The sequence below is a fragment of the Paraburkholderia sp. GAS334 genome (genome assembly GCF_050436625.1).
In the GTDB taxonomy this organism is placed as follows: domain Bacteria; phylum Pseudomonadota; class Gammaproteobacteria; order Burkholderiales; family Burkholderiaceae; genus Paraburkholderia.
Map to the genome: position 1 here is coordinate 39,931 of NZ_JBNDMO010000017.1, position 17,231 is coordinate 57,161.

Annotated in this window: 18 protein-coding genes; 5 read left to right on the forward strand and 13 right to left on the reverse strand. The window is 63.2% G+C overall.

The window, feature by feature from the left end; translation table 11 throughout:
- Nucleotides 1–202: 202 nt before the first annotated feature.
- From rbsK to P3T21_RS26050, 5 genes are all read right to left on the reverse strand, one after another.
- Nucleotides 203–1,129: a ribokinase gene (gene rbsK, locus P3T21_RS26030; RefSeq protein ID WP_429258842.1), complete on the reverse strand. Its 927-nt coding sequence runs from the start codon at nucleotides 1,127–1,129 to the stop codon at nucleotides 203–205.
- Nucleotides 1,130–1,202: 73 nt separating this feature from the next.
- On the reverse strand, nucleotides 1,203–2,231 hold the full coding sequence (locus P3T21_RS26035; protein WP_429258843.1) for a LacI family DNA-binding transcriptional regulator: 1,029 nt from the start codon (nucleotides 2,229–2,231) through the stop codon (nucleotides 1,203–1,205).
- A gap of 160 nt (nucleotides 2,232–2,391) precedes the next feature.
- Entirely contained in the window at nucleotides 2,392–3,411 is a 1,020-nt protein-coding gene (locus P3T21_RS26040) for an ABC transporter permease (RefSeq protein WP_429258844.1), read from the reverse strand.
- Nucleotides 3,408–5,003 (reverse strand): sugar ABC transporter ATP-binding protein, encoded by a 1,596-nt coding sequence (locus P3T21_RS26045; protein WP_429258845.1) that lies wholly within the window; start codon nucleotides 5,001–5,003, stop codon nucleotides 3,408–3,410. Before P3T21_RS26045 ends, P3T21_RS26040 begins: the two co-directional genes overlap by 4 nt.
- 267 nt (nucleotides 5,004–5,270) lie before the next feature.
- A complete protein-coding gene (locus tag P3T21_RS26050; RefSeq protein WP_429258846.1) occupies nucleotides 5,271–6,227 on the reverse strand; it encodes a sugar ABC transporter substrate-binding protein in 957 nt (318 codons plus the stop codon).
- Between the two features lie 404 nt (nucleotides 6,228–6,631).
- On the opposite strand from P3T21_RS26050, the gene P3T21_RS26055 reads away from it, so the two are divergent.
- Nucleotides 6,632–7,267: a LysE family translocator gene (locus tag P3T21_RS26055; RefSeq protein WP_429258847.1), complete on the forward strand. Its 636-nt coding sequence runs from the start codon at nucleotides 6,632–6,634 to the stop codon at nucleotides 7,265–7,267.
- Between the two features lie 62 nt (nucleotides 7,268–7,329).
- On the opposite strand, the gene corA is transcribed toward P3T21_RS26055, so the two are convergent.
- Together corA and P3T21_RS26065 are read right to left on the reverse strand one after the other, a co-directional pair.
- Nucleotides 7,330–8,307, reverse strand: a complete 978-nt coding sequence (gene corA / locus P3T21_RS26060) for a magnesium/cobalt transporter CorA (RefSeq protein WP_429258848.1) — start codon at nucleotides 8,305–8,307, stop codon at nucleotides 7,330–7,332.
- Nucleotides 8,308–8,459: 152 nt separating this feature from the next.
- Nucleotides 8,460–8,903, reverse strand: coding sequence for a hypothetical protein (locus tag P3T21_RS26065; RefSeq protein WP_429258849.1), 444 nt, complete (start codon nucleotides 8,901–8,903; stop codon nucleotides 8,460–8,462).
- Nucleotides 8,904–9,146: 243 nt separating this feature from the next.
- On the opposite strand from P3T21_RS26065, the gene cydX reads away from it, so the two are divergent.
- Together cydX and P3T21_RS26075 are read left to right on the forward strand one after the other, a co-directional pair.
- Nucleotides 9,147–9,305 carry a cytochrome bd-I oxidase subunit CydX gene (gene cydX / locus P3T21_RS26070; RefSeq protein WP_429258941.1) on the forward strand — a complete coding sequence of 53 codons (159 nt, stop codon included), beginning with the start codon at nucleotides 9,147–9,149 and terminating at the stop codon, nucleotides 9,303–9,305.
- The gene (locus tag P3T21_RS26075) at nucleotides 9,302–9,931 is read left to right on the forward strand and encodes an AAA family ATPase (RefSeq protein ID WP_429258850.1); all 630 of its coding nucleotides are present in this window, start codon (nucleotides 9,302–9,304) and stop codon (nucleotides 9,929–9,931) included. The genes cydX and P3T21_RS26075 overlap by 4 nt, the downstream gene beginning before the upstream one ends.
- 47 nt (nucleotides 9,932–9,978) lie before the next feature.
- Here the strand turns inward: P3T21_RS26075 and P3T21_RS26080 are convergent, their stop codons facing one another.
- From P3T21_RS26080 to P3T21_RS26090, 3 genes are all read right to left on the reverse strand, one after another.
- Nucleotides 9,979–11,079, reverse strand: a complete 1,101-nt coding sequence (locus tag P3T21_RS26080) for a saccharopine dehydrogenase C-terminal domain-containing protein (protein ID WP_429258851.1) — start codon at nucleotides 11,077–11,079, stop codon at nucleotides 9,979–9,981.
- Between the two features lie 246 nt (nucleotides 11,080–11,325).
- Complete coding sequence (locus P3T21_RS26085) at nucleotides 11,326–11,790, reverse strand: Lrp/AsnC family transcriptional regulator (RefSeq protein ID WP_429258852.1); 465 nt, start codon at nucleotides 11,788–11,790, stop codon at nucleotides 11,326–11,328.
- Nucleotides 11,791–11,888: 98 nt separating this feature from the next.
- Entirely contained in the window at nucleotides 11,889–12,773 is an 885-nt protein-coding gene (locus P3T21_RS26090; protein ID WP_429258853.1) for a LysR family transcriptional regulator, read from the reverse strand.
- A 159-nt stretch (nucleotides 12,774–12,932) separates the two neighbouring features.
- Between P3T21_RS26090 and P3T21_RS26095 the strand changes: the two genes are divergently transcribed.
- Both P3T21_RS26095 and P3T21_RS26100 read left to right on the forward strand, forming a co-directional pair.
- Nucleotides 12,933–13,442, forward strand: a complete 510-nt coding sequence (locus P3T21_RS26095; RefSeq protein WP_429258854.1) for a Spy/CpxP family protein refolding chaperone — start codon at nucleotides 12,933–12,935, stop codon at nucleotides 13,440–13,442.
- A gap of 216 nt (nucleotides 13,443–13,658) precedes the next feature.
- The gene (locus tag P3T21_RS26100) at nucleotides 13,659–14,096 is read left to right on the forward strand and encodes a PGDYG domain-containing protein (RefSeq protein ID WP_429258855.1); all 438 of its coding nucleotides are present in this window, start codon (nucleotides 13,659–13,661) and stop codon (nucleotides 14,094–14,096) included.
- A gap of 36 nt (nucleotides 14,097–14,132) precedes the next feature.
- Here the strand turns inward: P3T21_RS26100 and P3T21_RS26105 are convergent, their stop codons facing one another.
- The 3 genes from P3T21_RS26105 to P3T21_RS26115 form a co-directional block, all read right to left on the reverse strand.
- Nucleotides 14,133–14,498 carry a DUF3022 domain-containing protein gene (locus tag P3T21_RS26105; RefSeq protein ID WP_429258856.1) on the reverse strand — a complete coding sequence of 122 codons (366 nt, stop codon included), beginning with the start codon at nucleotides 14,496–14,498 and terminating at the stop codon, nucleotides 14,133–14,135.
- A 26-nt stretch (nucleotides 14,499–14,524) separates the two neighbouring features.
- Complete coding sequence (locus tag P3T21_RS26110) at nucleotides 14,525–15,343, reverse strand: YhfC family intramembrane metalloprotease (RefSeq protein ID WP_429258857.1); 819 nt, start codon at nucleotides 15,341–15,343, stop codon at nucleotides 14,525–14,527.
- 351 nt (nucleotides 15,344–15,694) lie between these two features.
- Nucleotides 15,695–16,843 (reverse strand): porin, encoded by a 1,149-nt coding sequence (locus P3T21_RS26115; protein ID WP_429258858.1) that lies wholly within the window; start codon nucleotides 16,841–16,843, stop codon nucleotides 15,695–15,697.
- Nucleotides 16,844–17,231: the final 388 nt, after the last annotated feature.

Below are 17,231 nucleotides of genomic sequence, written 5' to 3' on the forward strand. Positions count from 1 at the left end.
ATTCCGTCGAATGAGAATTGGCATGCGCAGCACGAAAAGCACGCCGCGCACACGTTTGCTCCGGTAATAGAACCGAAGCTCTAACGGGTTTACGGCACCCCTAAACAGGACTTGAAGCTTTTATATTGTCTGATTAATACTGCGATGCATTGCTGTAAAAATTACAATAACCCCACATCAACCCCACATCCGGAGAGGAGGGTTAGCGGGTCACTTCCGCGCGGTACGGGATGGATGGCTGCGCGCCCTCCCGCGTGACGGACAGCGCCGCCGCGCGCTGCGCGAAGCGGATCGCATCATCCACGGACACGCCCCCGGCGAGTTGCGCCGCGAGGCCGCCGATGAACGTATCGCCCGCCGCTGTCGTATCCACCGCTTTCACCTTCGGCGCCGCGTAATGCGCGGATTGCCCGCTTTCCAGCGAAACATGCACGCCCTGCGCACCCAGCGTGACCAGCACGTTGCGCGCGCCGGCCCGGCGAAGCGCTGCGGCGGCATTCGCGGCATCCTCGGGCGTGTTGACCGGCAGGCCCGTCAGGGTCGCCGCTTCGAGTTCGTTCGGAATCAGATAATCGACGAGCGGCAGCCAGTCGGCCGGCAAGGGACCGGTGGCCGGCGCCGGATTCAGGATGACGGTCTTGCCCAGACGGCGAGCCGCTGAAAGTGCGGCCTTGACGGTCCCGGGTGGCGTTTCCAGCTGGCAGACGACGACATCGGCCGCCGCCAGCGCCGCTTCGTGGCGCGCGACGCTCGCAGGCGTGACTTCGCCATTGCTGCCGGCCACGATGACGATCGCGTTCTGGCTGCCGTCATCGACGATGATCAGCGCGACGCCGGTCGAGGCCGTCTCGCTCGTTTCGACCGCCTCGCAGTCGATGCCCTCCGCTTTGAGACTCGCGCGCAGCTGCGCCCCGTTGGCATCGGCGCCGACGCAGCCAACCATCGCGACCTGCGCGCCAAGCCGGGCCGCGGCGACGGCCTGATTGCCGCCCTTGCCGCCTGCAACCTGCGCGAATGCGTGTCCGGCGAGCGTCTCGCCGGGGCGCGGCAGACGCGGCGCACGCGCGACGAGATCCATGTTCAGGCTGCCCACTACGGCAACCCGGCCGCGCGTTCCTTCTATTGCCACATCCGTCTCCTTCAACTTTCAGCACTGCCGTGCCGCGATGGGACCTGCGAGATCCGAGGTTGCCCGTGTTAAATCAGGCCGCAGCGCGACGCCGCCCTGTGCCCATGAATGCCGAAGTCGACTCGCGAATGATCAGCCGCGGCGCCACCACGCGCCGGCGGGTCGGCGCATCCGTCACGCCGGTGATGCGTTCGAGCAGCGTCTGCGCGGCCATGTCGCCGAGCGCACGCACCGACTGGCCGACCGTCGACAGCGCCGGATATGTGAAGCGTCCCAGTTCGATATCGTCGAAACCGATGATCGAACAGTCGCGCGGTACGCTGATGCCGCGCTCGGCCGCTGCGCGCAGCGCACCGATGCCCATCATGTCGTTGCCCGCGAAAATCGCGCTCGGGACCACGGTGTTGAACAGTTCGCTGGCAGCGCGATGGCCGCCCATGCCGGAAAAATCGCTTTCGACAATCGCCCCCGCCGGAATCTCGATGCCGCGCTCCGTCATCGCACGAATAAAGCCGTGCACACGCATCGCGCTTACCGCTGTCTCCACGGGGCCGGTAATGCAGCCGATCCGCGCATGGCCCAGTTCGAGCAGATGCCGCGTCGCCAGATAGGCGCCCTTTTCATGGTCGATCTGGACGAGATCGGCGTTCAGACCTTCGATATTCCGGTCGACAACGACGAGCGGTTCGCGCGCGTCAGCAAGACTCTGTGCCAGCACTGCATCGTCGCCGGCCGAGGCGATGATCAGCCCGTCGATGCGCTTTTCCTGCAGCACGCGCAGATAGTTGCGCTGCTTGGCCGGGTCGTCGTCGGAGTTGCAGAAGAACACACAGTAGCCGTTGCGCGCGCAACCGTCCTCGATACCGCGCGCAAGCTCCGCGAAATAGGGATTCGTGCTGTTCGGTACCACAAGACCGATCGTTGCGGTCGCGCGTGCCTTCAGCGAGCGTGCAACCGCTGACGGTACATAGTGGAGCTGGCTGATCGCGCGTTCGACCTTCGCGCGCACATCGGCCGACACCGGTCGTGAATTGTTCACGACATGCGACACCGTCGTGAACGACACGCCGGCCACGGCCGCCACATCCTTGATCGTCGCCATAACCCGTTTCTCCCGCTAGTTCTTGTTGCTAGCCGGTCTGTCATGCGACGCGTTTTTTGCGTCCACCGCCGGCTTTTTCAATCAATGACTGGCCCAGTTTCATCTTCCTGCAACTGCTCGCTACCCCCAACTGACTGCCGCTACATGTACCGCGCTGCCCCTATGCCTTCCGCTTGCGCCGGCTGCGATACGTATCGAGCACGACCGCGACCACGATCACCGCCCCGGTGATGATGCGCTTGGTCGGCTCATTCGCGCCAATCTGTGCGAGACCCGCTGCCAGCACCGAGATGATCAACACGCCGAAGAAGGTGCTGATCACGGAACCGCGCCCGCCCATCAGGCTCGTGCCGCCGATCACGACGGCGGCGATCACCTGCAGCTCCAGCCCGACGCCCGCGTTCGGATCCGCGGCTTCGAGACGCGAAATCTGGAACAGCGCGGCCAGCCCCGACAGTGCGCCCATCAGCGCGAACACGATGATCTTGTACGGCCGCGGATTGACGCCCGCGAGCCGCACGGCTTCTTCATTCGTGCCGATGCCGACCAGATAGCGGCCGAACACGGTACGCGTCAACACGAACTGCGCGACGATCATCACCGCAACCGCGATCAGAAAGGCCGGCGAAATGCCGACGGCAATCGGGTTCGACAGAAAATCGAACGCGTCGCCGATGTAGGCGGTGCGCGAATTCGTCATCTGGTAAGCGAGACCCCGTGCTGCTTCCAGCACGCCCAGCGACACGATAAACGACGGAATCCGCCAGCCGACCGTGACCGCGCCCGTCACCGTGCCCGTCAGCGCAGCGGCCGCGAGGCCGATGAGCGCGGCGGGAAACGGTCCCCAGTGCCACTTCAGCGCAGCCACGCTGACCACCGACGCGCCCAGCGCCAGCACCGAACCCACTGACAGGTCGATGCCTGCGATGATCAGCACGAACGTCATGCCGACCGACATCACGACGAGGTCGGGAATCTGGTTGGCGATCGTGACGAACGTGTCGTACGTCAGGAAATGCGAACTCAGTACCGAGAACAGCGCGATCATCGCAAGCAGTGCGCCGGCGAGACCGAGGTAATTCGAAAAGCCGAGGCGCGTGCCGGCCGGTTTTCCCGCCGGAATCGGCGCCGACGGGTCGGTCGGCGGCACGGCGTCCGGCGGGTTCGTCAAATTCGTCATGACACACTCCCTGCTTCATGCGTGGCGGGCGCGTGGAGCAGCGCCTCGCGGCTCCGGTAACCGGCGAACGCCGCTGCAAGCAGCGCGTCCTGCGACCAGTCGTCCCGGCTGAAAATGCCCGTCATGCGTCCCGCCGACATCACGCCGATCCGGTCGCAGATCAGCATCAGCTCGCGCAGATCACTCGACACGACGACGAGCGCCCGGCCCTCGCGCGCGAGCGTGCCCATCAATCCATAAATATCGAACTTCGCGCCGACATCGATGCCGCGCGTCGGTTCGTCGAAGAGCAGCACCTTGCAGTCGCGCGCGAGCCAGCGGCCGATCACGACCTTCTGCTGGTTACCGCCCGACAGCTCGCCGACCGGTTGCGCCGGCCCGGCGCTGCGAATCCGCATCGCCTGAATCTGCTTCTGCGCCAGTGCGTCTTCGCGTTTCGCGTCGATCACGCCGTGACGCGCGACGCTGCCAACATTGCCCAGCGACACATTCGCCGCGATGGGCTGCGGCAGCAGCAGGCCTTCGCCCTTGCGATCCTCGGTGATGAGCGCAACGCCCTGACGGACCGCGTCGGAGGGCGAAGCGATCTGCACCGGCACGGGCGCAGCACCCGGCGATGGCGCCAGTGATACCGTGCCGCGATCCTTCACGTCGGCGCCGTAAATCAGCCGCATCAGTTCGGTGCGACCCGCGCCGATCAACCCGCTCACGCCGAAAATCTCGCCGGCGCGCACCTCGAACGATACGTCGCGCACGACATCTGCGCGTCCCATGCCGTCCACTTTCAGGAGCGGCGCGCCGATGTTGCGCACGCCGAGATCGATCCGTTCGCCGATCTCGCGGCCCACCATCAGCGTGACGATCCGGTCGCTCGTCAGGTTCGCCATCCGGTCCACGTGCACCAGCTTGCCGTCGCGCAAAATCGCGACCTGTTCAGCCACCCGCGCCAGTTCTTCGAGTCGGTGCGAGATGTAGACCAGCGCCACGCCGCGCGATTTCAGCCGGGCGATCTGCTCGAACAGCAGGTCCACTTCGCGCGAAGTCAGCATCGCGGTCGGCTCGTCGAGGATCAGCACGCGACAGTCGCCGATCAGGTTGCGCGCGATCTCGACCATCTGCTGATGCCCGATGCCGAGTTCGCCGACGAGCGTGTCCGGGTCGATCGCATCGAGCCCGACCTGCGCCATCGCTTCGCGCGCGTCCTCGCGCAGCTTGCGGCGGTCGATCCAGCCGAAGCGCAGCAGCCCGCTTTGCGGCAGATGATTCAGGAAGAGATTCTCCGCCACCGATAACGTCGGCAGCAGGTTCAGCTCCTGCATCACCATCCGCACGCCGAGCGCTTCCGCGGCGGTCCGGCTGGCGGGCGCATACGCGTTGCCGTCGAGGTGCATCGAACCGGTCGTCGGATCGACCAGACCGCCGATGATCTTCGACAGCGTGCTCTTGCCCGCGCCGTTTTCGCCCGTGAGCGCCAGCACCTCGCCTGCGTGCAGTTCGAGGTCGACGTCGGCGAGCACCGGTTCGACATACGTCTTGCCGATGCCTGTGACGGACAATATGGCCGGCTGTACATCCTGTGCGGTCAAATCCATCGCAATCCTGTTCTTGCAGTGTCCACGCCGGCTTTCATGCGATGTTCGTCGCGCGAAAAGGCCGGTGGGCGCTGCCTGTGTCATGCCGGCCGGGTGCGGGCGACGCGCGGCATGGCTGGATGCGCGCGGTCCGGCAGCCTGCCGCCATGACGTTATCTGTGCAATAACGGCGGCGGCGCGCCTTTCTTGAGCGCCTGTTGCAACCCAATGGACCGGCGTGCGCGAAAGCGGCGCCGGTCCACGGGCCTGCGCGTAACGGGTCGGCCGTTACTTCGTGATGAGGTCGACCGGCGTTTCAACCACGCCGGACAGCTCCGACTGCTTCTTGTGCTCGTTGATCGCCTTCAGCCCGGTATCGATACCGAACACGGCCTGCTTGGCTGCGTACTGGTCGGCGGTGGCGAGCACGCGGCCGTCCTTCAGCATCGGCCTGATCGCGTTGATGTTGTCGTAACCCACCACGTAGACCTTGCCCTGCTTGCCCGCTGCGCGCACGGCCGACACGGCGCCGATCGCCATGTTGTCGTTGCCCGCGAGTAGCGCCTTCACGCCTGGATGCTCGCTGAGCATGGCCGACGCCACCGCGTTGCCCTTGTCGATTTCCCACTCGCCCGACTGCACGGACACGACCTTCGCACCGACGGTCTGCATCGCGTCCTTGAAGCCCGCGGTACGCTGCTGTGCGTTGGTGGTCGTCGACACGCCTTCGAGGATGGCAACCTCATCGCCCGATTTCAGCTTCTTCGCAAGGTAGTCGCCCACCTTTTGCGCGCCCTTGCGGTTATCCGGGCCGACGAACGGCACGTTGAGATCTTTCGACTTCAGCACGTCCGGATCGAGCCGGTTGTCGATGTTGACGACGATGATGCCGGCATCAACGGCCTTCTTCACGACCGGCACGAGGGCCTTCGAATCGGCCGGCGCGAGCACGATCACATCGACCTTCGACACGATCATCTGTTCGACGATGCGGATCTGGTTCGCGGTATCGGTCTCGTCCTTGATGCCGTTGGTGATCAGGTCGAAGTTGTTCGGATTGTGTTTCTGATAATCCTTCGCGCCGGTTTCCATGGTGAGGAAGAACTCGTTGGCGAGGGACTTCATGACGAGCGCGACCTTGGGCTTGTGGGCAGCCTGTGCGTAAGCGCTCGAAACGGGCAGAACGGCGGCAGCGGTGAGCACGACAGTGGCCGCCATGACGCGGCGGCGAATGCGGTGGTTCATGCGTATCTCCAGTTGTTGGGGCTCCGTAAGAGCCGTATTTTTGATTGCGCGCAAACGTTTGCGGGGCCTATTCTCAACGCAGCCTGTCGGATATGTCAACGGCTGCCCGTGTTGCAGCGCACACGCAACGATGCCGCGCGCGAGCGAGGTGCAACTCAGGCGGCAAGCCGTGTGGTGTGCCGCAAGACTGGGTTCTGGCAAGGTCTCTCACTCGGTCCGGCGTTGAGGTTATCCCGTCCGATGCACGGTTGAACACAGACGGGCCGCTTATGCTGGCCTTTTATTGCGCGCGCTGCAAGCGGGAAGAACGCGGTGATTCTGCCCGTCCGCGGTGGCCTCTGCAGGGCGGGTGCGATTTCGCTATGATCGACGCAACCTCTTCGCCGACAAGGACGGGGCACGCCATGTTCGGGATCGTCCAGTTTCCGCTGTTTCTCGTCGCCGTGACCGCGCTCAATCTGACGCCCGGGCCCGATATCGCCTACGTGGCGGGCCAGAGCATCGCGCAGGGCCGGCGCGCCGGCATGCTCTCGGCGCTGGGCGTATCGCTGGGTGGCTGCGCGCATACGGTCGCATGCGCGGTGGGCCTGACCGCGCTGATTGCGGCATCGCCCGGCGCGTTCGACGCGATCAAGTGGATCGGCGCGGCGTACCTGACGTGGCTCGGTCTGCGGATGCTGTGGCCGGGCGCCAGCCCGGCTGGCAGCGCGGATACCGGTGCTGCGCCGCAGTTATCGCGCGGCACCCTGCTCTTTCGCGGCTTCGTGACGAACGCGTCCAACCCGAAGGTGCTGCTCTTCTATATCGCGTTCTTTCCGCAGTTCGTCGCCACCGACAGCCCGCACAAGACAGCCGCTTTTCTCGTGCTGGGCGCGGTGTTCGTGACGCTTGGGCTCATTAACGACTGCGTCGTCGCGTGGCTTGCGGCGCGCGCCGCGCGCGCGGTGCGCTCGAAGCCGCTCGTACGACGCTGGATCGATCGCGTGGTCGGCGCCGGCTTTATCGGGCTTGGGGTGCGGCTGGCGTTGACCCGGCGCTAACCCGGCGTTAAGGCGCCTTCACCGCCGCCCTCGCAATGTAATGGACTGGCCACCGCCCACGCCTACAGCCAGCCTGCCTTCTTGAATCGCCAGTACAGAATCGTATCGATCAACGCCATCATGGCGATACATGCCGGATAACCGTATTGCCAGTGCAGCTCGGGAATCTGCTGGAAATTCATCCCGTAGATACCGGCGATCATCGTAGGCACGGCAAAGAGCGCGGCGAAGGAAGCGAGGCGCTTGGTCACCTCGTTCTCGGCAAGCGAGATCATCCCGAGATTGACCTGAACAGCCGTCACGATGATGTCGCGCCGGCCTTCGATCGTGCGCACGATGCGGTCGAGGTGATCGTAGACATCGCGGAAATACGCCTGCATGCCCTGACAGATCGTCGGAATGCGGCCGCCCGTCAGCTGGCCGATGCCCTCGAGGAGCGGCGCGATGTGATGCTCCAGCAGGACGAGCCGGCGCTTTAACGCATAGAGATCCTCGATGATCGCGCGCGACGTGGCGAGGCTGTGCTTGCCGAAGATGCGATCCTCGATCTCCTCGATTTCGGCGCCAAGCGCTTCGAGAATCGGAAAGTAGCGGTCGACGATATTGTCTGCGAGCGCGTACAGCACGAAGGCCGAACCTTCCTTCAGCAGCTTCGGCTCGCGCTCGCAGCGTGCGCGTACTTCCTGGAACCCGTGCCGGGTCCGGTTACGCACCGACAGCACATAGTTCGGGCCGACGAACACGTCCACTTCACCGATCACCAGTTCGCCGTCTTCGTCCATTTCGATGGTATGCATCACGGCGAAGAGCGACTCGCCGTATTCCTCGATTTTCGGACGCTGGTGGCCATTGCGGACGTCTTCGACAGCCAGTTCATGCAGGCCGAACTCGTGCTTCATCACATCGAGTTCGCCGGGGCCGGGATCTTTCAGCGCGACCCAGACGAAGCACTCGGGCTTCGCCACATAGATGCTGATGTCGTCGATCTCGATGTCGGCCAGTTTCCGGCCATCCTGGTATGCAGCGCAGTTGATCAGCATCGTTTGATTACCTTCATAACAGCGGCAGACGGGCCGCTGGTGTGGATGCGCGAGGCCTGTCCGGGTACGGAGAATGGAGCGGCCATCATGTTACCGATTTCGTGGGCATGATATGTCGAATTGCGAGCGCGGCCGGTATGTTCACGGGTGTTTCATCTAGGCACGCGCCGCAACTGGATCCGGTGGTCCTGATTGAACGTGATGCTGGCGTGATTCGTGTACTTTTCGGTGACCATGAACTCGATTTCGACGATGGGATCGAACTGCGTCGAGACTGCGACCCGGTGCATGCCCGGGACGAGATAGAACACCACGCGTTCGCCGTTCATCAGATCGGTGACCTGTTCTCCGTCCACATAGACGAGCGCATCACGAAAGCGGATCACGACATCGCCGGAACGCTCGCGGCGGACATCGACCGCGATCTTGCCGGCTTCCGGCTGGGTGTAGCCTTGCTTGACGATGCGCTCGGCGGTCACGTCCTTGTACGGCACGGGCCCGGCGGGCGTCGGGGCACAGCCTGCGATCGATGTCAGCCACGCCAGCAGCGCCGCGCTCGCGGCGATTTTCCATGCAACCGGCAGACGCATCGGCATGTCGGTGTCCCCTTGTCTCGTTTCGCGGTCAGGTCATTGCAACTTCGTTGTCCGGCGGCGCCGTTTGATCGGTGTCAATGATACCTGCGGGTTATGCCTTGCAGGCAACGCCGCGCACGCGGGCATGCCGCGTTGTACCCCGCGTTGTACCCTCTTGCGCGGCCCGGTCTTCCTGGTCATGATCGCGCCATGCCCGCTGAACGCGTCGCGCGTCCGGCGGGCCTTACCGACAGGGAGACTGCGATGTGGTATTTCACCTGGATTCTCGGCATCGGCGTTGCACTCGGCTTTGGCATCATCAACGTGATGTGGCTCGAGGCGAACGATACGTTCGCACGCGATAGCGGCGTCGCGGCCGATAAGGACGCGTTGCCGCCCGGTGCAAAGGACACGCGTTTGTGACGCATCTGGTTTTTTTCTGCGGCCACGCGGGCACGGGCAAGACGACACTCGCGAAACGCCTGATCAGGCCGCTGACGCGCGCGACCGGCACGGCCTTCTGTCTGCTCGACAAGGACACGCTCTACGGCCGTTACAGCGCAGCCGCGATGGGCGCGCTCACTGGCGATCCGAACGACCGCGACAGCCCGCTTTTTCTCCAGCATCTGCGCGACCCCGAGTATCAGGGGCTCATCGACACCGCGCGCGAAAATCTCGAGCTGGGTATCAGCGCGCTCGTAATCGGGCCGTTGTCGCGCGAGATCCGCGACCGGCGTCTGTTCGACCGTGCGTGGCTCGGCGTGACAGACGATGTCGAGATTCGCGTCGTGTGGGTCTATACGTCGGAAGAGACGGCGCACCAGCGCATCGTCGCGCGGAACAATCCGAACGATGCGTACAAGCTCGCGCACTGGGACGAATACCGGCAGCGCCGGTTTGTCCCGAGTGGCGACCTGTGCGAAGAACTGCTGATGTTCGATAACACGGCGCCGCAAGCCGCCGGTTATGACGCGTTGCTCGCGTGGATCGTCGGTGCGCCGCGCGCACCTGACGAACCCGATGTGATCATGCCGCCCGTGCCGGCCTGAACTGCCTTGCTTCAGCCGCGGCCAGCACGGCGCATGCGACGGATGGCTTAAACGGTCGCCGTCGCTTCGTGCAGCGCCTGCCCTTCGTAGAGTTGCCCGAAGCGGTTAGCGAGGAACTCGCGCAGCGAGACCTGCTCCTGACGCACAAAACCCTTTTGCGGCAGCTTCTTCTCGCGGAACAGATCGAGTACCGCGCACATCGCGCCGGCAGTCGTGATCTGGATCGCGCTCATCGGCACACCGCAGACCGTCTTCGCGAAGATCTTGCGCGTGAACACTTCCTGTACCAGCTGACCATCGCGCATGCCGGACACGGTGATGAAGATCAGCACGACGTCCTGTGCGGTCGCGGGGATCGAGCGGCGCATGATCGACTTCAGTGTGTCGCGATCCGAGGCCAGACGCAGGTCTTCGAGCAGGAACTGCATCAGGTCGCGGTGGCCCGGATACCGGACCGACTTGTAGTCGAGCGTCTCGACGCGGCCCGACAGCGTTTCGCACAGCGTGCCAAGGCCGCCGGACGTGTTGAAGGCTTCGTATTCGGTGCCGTCGAGCGAGAAATGTTCGAGGCCTTCGAGCGGCTGCACCCATTGCGTGCGGCTGTCGCGGATCGCTTCGCAGGGCTGGCAATACTCGTTGATCAGGCCGTCGACGCTCCACGTCAGGTTGTATTTCAGCGCATTGGTCGGGAATTCGGGCAGTGCGCCGACGCGCATCTTGACGTCGCGGATTTCGGTGAAACGGTTCGCCAGTTCGTGCGCGGCGATGCCGATAAAGCCCGGCGCGAGACCGCATTGCGGCATGAAGGCGTGCTCGGCGTCATCGGCGATCGCGCGGATCGCGTGGGTTGCGCGCACGTCTTCGGTCAGGTCGAAATAGTGGACGCCCGCGCCCTTCGCCGCCGCCGCGACGTTCACCGCGAGGTAGTACGGCAGCGCGTTGATGAGCGCATCGAAACCCTGCACCGCGGCGCGTAACGCGGCGGCGTCGCCGGAGTCGACACGGTGGGTCGGAATGCCCTGTGCGGCGAGCTTGTCGAGCGCATGTTGATCGCGGTCGAATGCGACGACTTCGTAGTCGCCGGTTTCACGAAGCATATGGGCAATGGTGTGGCCGATCAGACCGGCACCGACGATGGCAACTTTCATGCGCTTCTCCTTTTTCTGTGTGAACTGTGCTTGTGGTCGACGGCTTCGAAGGCGCGCTGCGCCTGACGCAGCGCGCGATGAGCCGAGCCCATGGGATACAGTTTATGGAGAGGTGCGTTCGAATGACAGACACAAAATGCTGCGTTATGACGGCGAGTTTCGTCGAAATGACGAACATCGAAGCCAATGTGACGAAAACGCGTTAAAACCGCGTAAATACGACTCCAGATTGAAGACCGCGTGGGCCTAGCCGTGCGGCATCCCCCGATCAATCTTCCGCGCGAGAATGATCGACGTCGTGGTGCGCTCGACGCCTTCCAGCCCGCCGATCTGATCGAGCATATCGTTCAGACGATCCGGCGAATCGGCCCGCAGCCACGCGACATAATCGAACTCGCCGCTCACCGCGCACAGCAATTGCACCTCGGGCATTTTGCTGAGCCGTTTCTGCACATCCGGCCCGTACTTCGGCGCGATGATGATGCCGACATAAGCGTAGATGCTTGCGTCGAGTACGTCCTGGCCGAGCCGCACGCTATATCCCGCGATCACGTTCGTCTTTTCGAGCCGCGCGATGCGCGCGATCACCGTGGTGCGCGCGACGCCCAGCTGGCGCGCGAGATTCGCCACGCTCTCGCGGGCGTTTTCCTGCAGAAGGGCAACCAGGTTCCGGTCGAGGTCGTCGAGCTGGTCGAGGCGCGGTGGTCTCATCGATAGTGAATTTTCACGTTGAAGGAATGGGCTGCTTCATTTACGCACGGAGGCACGCACGGATTATCGCCTGCCGCCGCACAATGTCACGTGCGATGTCACGCACCAAACCGCTCGATGACGAAATCGATGAACGTCGTCAGCTTGGGTGTCGCACGCCGGTCGCGTGAATAGATCAGATGCACGGGCGCGCCTTCCGGCAGGTACTCATCCAGCACCGCCACCAGTTGCCCGCTTTCGATCTCTCTTGCCAGCAACGCTTCCGGTTGCAGCACGAGCCCGAAGCCGCGCAACGCGGCCACCTTCAGCGCCTGACCGTTGTTCGCGCGAAAACGTCCCGCCCGCAACGGGTTCGCGCAGTCGGCTTCGCCGTCGAGTCGCCACTGCCCTTCGCGTCCCCAGTGCAGAAAACCGAGGCATTCGTGCCGTTCGAGATCGGCAGGCGAGCGCGGCGTGCCCATCCGCGCGAGGTATTCGGGCGACGCACACGCGCGCATCCGGTAAGGCTTGAGCGGCCGCGCGACGAAGCTCGAATCCGGCAGTTCGCCGATGCGCACGGCCGCATCGAAGCCCTCGTCGACGAGATCGACAATCCGGTTCGACACATCGAGTTCGAGACTGACGTCAGGCCACGCGCTGAGATAGTCAGTCATCGCGGGTGAGAACACCTCGACGCCGTACGTCAGCGGCACGGTCACCTTCAGCACGCCGCGCGGCGCTGCCGTCATCGCCTCGGCCAGCGACTCCGCCGACTGCACTTCCGCGAGAATCCGCCGGCACTGCTCATAGTATTGACGGCCGATTTCGGTGAGGCTCTGACGGCGCGTCGTGCGGGTCAGCAGGCGCGTCGCGAGCCGCGTTTCGAGCGAGCGGATGTGCTTGCCGACCATCGCCGACGAAATGTCGAAGCGCTCGGCGGCGGCCGTCAGGCTGCCTGCCTCGACGACGGCCACGAAGATCTCCATGCTGACGAATTTATCCACGCGCTATTTCCTGTTCGTTTCGGTTGTAAGTAGTTGTGGCAAACCGGTCGGTATGCGCAGATATCGTGATACTAATAGCGCCCACGGTGAAGCGCACACGGGAGGCCCGTCGAGGCACGGTGCGCCTGAGCCCGATACGAACAGACATCAGGAGTCTCGATGAAAAAAACTCTCGTTATTCTCGCCTCCACGCTGGCGATGAGCGGCGCATTTGCGCAAACCGCGGCACCCGCCAGCACGGCATCGGCACCGGCCGCTGCGCCCGCTCCCGCTTCGGGCGCGGCGCGTTATGAACAGCGCGTCGAACAGCGCATTACGTACCTGCATACGCAGCTGAAAATCACGCCGCAGCAGGAACCGCAATGGAAAGCCTTCGCTGATGTAATGCGTACGAACGGCCAGACGATGTCGGGTCTGTACGAGCAACGCATGGCGCATCCGAACCAGTCCGCGCTCGATGACATGAAGCAGTATTCGGCCATCGCAACCGCCCACGCGGACGGCACGAAGAAGCTGGTCGATGCGTTCGAACCGCTCTACAACAGCCTGTCGCCGGATCAGAAAAAGCTCGCCGATACGACCTTCCGTCATCCGTCGCACGCCGCAGGGCATCACGGTGGCAAGGGGAAGAAAAACGCCGCACCGGATGACGAGACCGTCAAGCCGTAAGGTTTTATTGCTGACCTGTGGCGATTCAGTCGGCGCGCGTAGCGCAGGCTATATAAGCAGCAGAAACGCCCGCCTTCCTCACCGGCGGGCGTTTCTGTTTCTGTTCCTGGCGCGCGCGATATCACGCATAGATGCAGAGCGCAGGCTTTCGCGCTACCCTTGCGACCTTGCAGCCCGCTGCCCCGCACCCTTACCTGCCTCACGGCAACCGAAGTCATGATCGAACTGAAGAATATCGACCTGCGCATTGATCCGGCAGCGCAACGCTACGTCAAGGACGAAACTGTCAGCGTCGAATTCGCGCCTGGCGACGGCGAACTGATGAGCCTCGAAGGCCCGAACCGCTACACGCGCGGCGATGCGCTGATCACCGGTTCGACCGGCGATCGCTGGGTGGTGTCGCGTGAACGTTTCGATGCGAAATATCTACCGGCAGCGGCGTCGCTGGCGCACGGCGACGCGGGCCTGTATCGCAATCGTCCGGCCGTCGTGCTGGCGACACAGATGGACGCGCCATTTTCGATGGCGCGTACCGCAGCGGGCGGCGATGTGCTGCGCGGCACCGCAGGCGACTGGATCATGCAATACGCGCCGGGCGATTACGGGGTCGTTCAGGCCGCGCGCTTCGCGAAGGTTTATCGTCTCGCGGATTGAGCGGCACGATCCGCGGTCAACGACACTTCATCAAGCTCACGCGAATTCATCGCCCAGGTCGACCGTGACTTCACGCGGCACGGCCTCGCCGTTCGCGTACATCTCCTCGAGCGACCCGAGCGTCGCTTCCACATACGCGCGCAACACCGCGAAGCTGCGGTCACGCAGACGCGCCGGCGTCGCCCGATAGCGCGCGAGCGCGGCCGGTGTGATCACGACGCTCATCGTGATGCGTCGCGCGGTCGAACCGAAGCGCATCGCGACCCAGAGCACGGTCAGCACCGGCGTGCCGTTGTCCGCGGGACGCTCGATGAACTGGGTCTGCTCCGGGAACAGGTCGCTGATCACACGCGCCAGTTGCTCGAAGTCGGGGCTTGCGCAGTCGTATTGATAGGCTTCCATCGTTACTGGCCGAGGGCTTCAGGTGATTATTGGGGTGAATGAGCAGGGCGCGCCGGGCGGCGGAACACCTTGATCAGCATACCCGCAACGCCGACCGCCACGAGTACATAGATGCCATCGACCGCGACAAGCGGCAAGAGACGCGCCTGAAACAGGGCCGCCGGCAGATCAACCGCCGCATGCGCGACGATGGCGAGCGGCAGAATCCAGCGCCACCCTGCCCGCACGCCGCGCCACATCAGCACCGACAACGCGATCTGGAACACCAGCGCCGCCACGCGTTCGAGCGCGAAAATGCCCGCCGTCGCCGGTGACAGGCTCGCGAGAACCAGATGAATACGCATGAGCGATTCGGCCGGCACATTCGACAGATGCGCGCCGAGTTCACCACGGTTTTCAAAGACCGCGAACACGATCCACTGCACCTGCACCAGTACGCCGACGAGCCACGCTTCGGCGCCGCCGTGACCGAGTCCGTAGGACAGCGCGGTGCCGTCGGTGCCAGCCGATGGTGATGCTTTCTTCAACGCGCGCTTCAGCAGCAACCGCATCGCGATGAAGCGTCCGGTTTCCTCGCAGATGCCGGCCGCGAACGCGCCGTAAATCACAAACACGACCGGATTCGATAACAGCGTGGCCGTGGCCTCGTTTTGCTGAAGCACCAATGCGTTCAGCGCCCTTTCGATCACCATCGCGAAGAACGCGAAGACGGCAATGCCGGCGATCGCGTCGCGGCGGTCAAGCGCCAGCGGCGTGCGGAAACGGCGATACAGCAGGATGGGCAAAGCGGCGACGAAGAGCGTCGCGAGCGCGAGGCATGTGAGGGTGAGCGATGCAACAACCATGAGCTTCCTTGCAGTAACCGGCGCGCAACCGCTGCGCGCCTCAAACCGCATGATCTTAACTGATAACCATTGTTATCTAATTCATCTTGAATACCGCAATGGTGCCGTATTCTCTCGCCTGTCCTTATGTCGAGGCGAGAAGCTAATGAAGGTCGGGGAAGTCAGGTGTCGTTCGATTGCAGCTTGATGTACCAGGCGTAAAACGCTTTCGTGCTTGCGTCAGGCGTGACGTTATCTGCAGGCGCATCAGAGGGACAATCGTCGCATCGCAGATCGCATACGCGAACCCGATTGCCCCATCACCTGACATCGACGATGTTATCGCGAGCCTCGACGGCCCGCGCCATTTCGTTAGAACGAGTGCCGCATGCCGATCCGCACATCGGCCTGCGTGCTTGACGACGAAGGCGTGAAACTGTAGCCGATCACCGCATTCACGCCATCGGAAGCGCGCAAATAATCGCCCGAGAGATAGACGTCGGTGCGTTTGGACAACAGGTAATGCAGCGCAAGCGAACCCTGGTTCCAGTGGTTGGCCTCAAAGCGCGTGTGCTGATAGCCGCCAAACAGCACCAGCGCCGGCGTGAAGTTGTACGACGCGCCCGCCTCATACACCTGCATGTGCGAGCTTTGGCCGAAACCCTTGATGGTCGTGTAGGTGAAGTCGCCGGAGAGCATCAGGTCGCCGATCGTATAGGCCGCGCCGACCGCAAATGCGCCCTGCCTGTCAACCGGGAACGCGGATGAGCTGTACAGATCCGTCACCGCGCCCGTTGCCGGATCGACGGAAACAGTCGGCTGGCCGAGGAAGGTGCGCGTGCCGATCATCGCGTACGGATCGAACGCATAGATGCCGTACGGGTCGTTCAACTGGGTATAGGCCGCGCCCATGTTGAACGGGCCGTGATCGTAATGCGCGCCGACGCTCCACGCGCTTTTCTGATGGAAGTTGCCGGCGGTATTACCGAACGAGTACATGCCGCCGAAGGTAAAGCCAGCAAAGTCATTCGACAAAAACTTGACCGAGTTCGGCAGACGATCGCCGTTCATGCGGTCGAAGTCGCCCTGGTGAATCGCATAGCCGCTCGCCCATGAGGAAATGTTGTACAGGTAGACGAACTCCTCGGTCATGTCGAGCTGGTTTCCTAGCGAGAGCGTGCCCCATGCGTTCTTGATGCCCACATATGCCTGACGTCCAAATTCAGCACCGCCGAATCCGAGTTGCCCGTTACCCAGGTGGAAACCCGATTCAAGCACGAACACGGCTTGCATACCGCCACCGAGTTCTTCAACGCCTTTGAAGCCGATCCGGTTGGCGTATGAAATGCCGTCGTCGAATTTGACCTGATGCGCGCCACCGGCATTGTTCACGTAAGTGATGCCGGCATCCACAATCCCATACAGAATGACACTGCTTTGTGCATGGACCGCCGCTGGCGCGCAAATGGCACCGGCCGCGAGGGCGAGTCCCGAAAGGCAGACGGTATGGCTCTTCTTCATCTAATTCTCCCCTGCTCTTTGCCTGCAGATTTCGTTGGAAAAAGCGATTCCCACTGCGTGACGTGTAACGGCGCGCGGCGCTTCTCGCATGACGGGCAGTTCGAAAACGGCTGAGACCGGGTGCAACTGTTGACGACGGACTGCAATGATTCGTGGCTCTCGATTGAAACTCACGCCGGCACATGTCACCGTCCGGCATACCTGCATCGGCCGGATCAAGAATACGGGTCCAGATTGATGAGGATTCGACCTGAAGCGACATGAATATGTCGCGCCGCGACCTCATAGCGACGAATATCTGCGTTACTTCACGCTGACGTTCCCGTTCCAGTGCGACGGCGGTTCGCTTCTATCCGCGTGCACGGCTGATTTGCTCTACTTCGACGAT

Coding starts and splice junctions, on each gene's coding strand:
- P3T21_RS26040 (WP_429258844.1), bottom strand. CDS start 3,411: ATGACGAATTTGACGAACCCGCCGGACGCCGTGCCGCCGACCGACCCG.
- P3T21_RS26115 (WP_429258858.1), bottom strand. CDS start 16,843: ATGAAGAAGAGCCATACCGTCTGCCTTTCGGGACTCGCCCTCGCGGCC.
- P3T21_RS26050 (WP_429258846.1), bottom strand. CDS start 6,227: ATGAACCACCGCATTCGCCGCCGCGTCATGGCGGCCACTGTCGTGCTC.
- P3T21_RS26055 (WP_429258847.1), top strand. CDS start 6,632: ATGTTCGGGATCGTCCAGTTTCCGCTGTTTCTCGTCGCCGTGACCGCG.
- P3T21_RS26105 (WP_429258856.1), bottom strand. CDS start 14,498: ATGGAAGCCTATCAATACGACTGCGCAAGCCCCGACTTCGAGCAACTG.
- P3T21_RS26100 (WP_429258855.1), top strand. CDS start 13,659: ATGATCGAACTGAAGAATATCGACCTGCGCATTGATCCGGCAGCGCAA.
- cydX (WP_429258941.1), top strand. CDS start 9,147: ATGTGGTATTTCACCTGGATTCTCGGCATCGGCGTTGCACTCGGCTTT.
- P3T21_RS26080 (WP_429258851.1), bottom strand. CDS start 11,079: ATGAAAGTTGCCATCGTCGGTGCCGGTCTGATCGGCCACACCATTGCC.
- P3T21_RS26065 (WP_429258849.1), bottom strand. CDS start 8,903: ATGCCGATGCGTCTGCCGGTTGCATGGAAAATCGCCGCGAGCGCGGCG.
- P3T21_RS26095 (WP_429258854.1), top strand. CDS start 12,933: ATGAAAAAAACTCTCGTTATTCTCGCCTCCACGCTGGCGATGAGCGGC.
- corA (WP_429258848.1), bottom strand. CDS start 8,307: ATGCTGATCAACTGCGCTGCATACCAGGATGGCCGGAAACTGGCCGAC.
- P3T21_RS26045 (WP_429258845.1), bottom strand. CDS start 5,003: ATGGATTTGACCGCACAGGATGTACAGCCGGCCATATTGTCCGTCACA.
- P3T21_RS26110 (WP_429258857.1), bottom strand. CDS start 15,343: ATGGTTGTTGCATCGCTCACCCTCACATGCCTCGCGCTCGCGACGCTC.
- P3T21_RS26085 (WP_429258852.1), bottom strand. CDS start 11,790: ATGAGACCACCGCGCCTCGACCAGCTCGACGACCTCGACCGGAACCTG.
- P3T21_RS26035 (WP_429258843.1), bottom strand. CDS start 2,231: ATGGCGACGATCAAGGATGTGGCGGCCGTGGCCGGCGTGTCGTTCACG.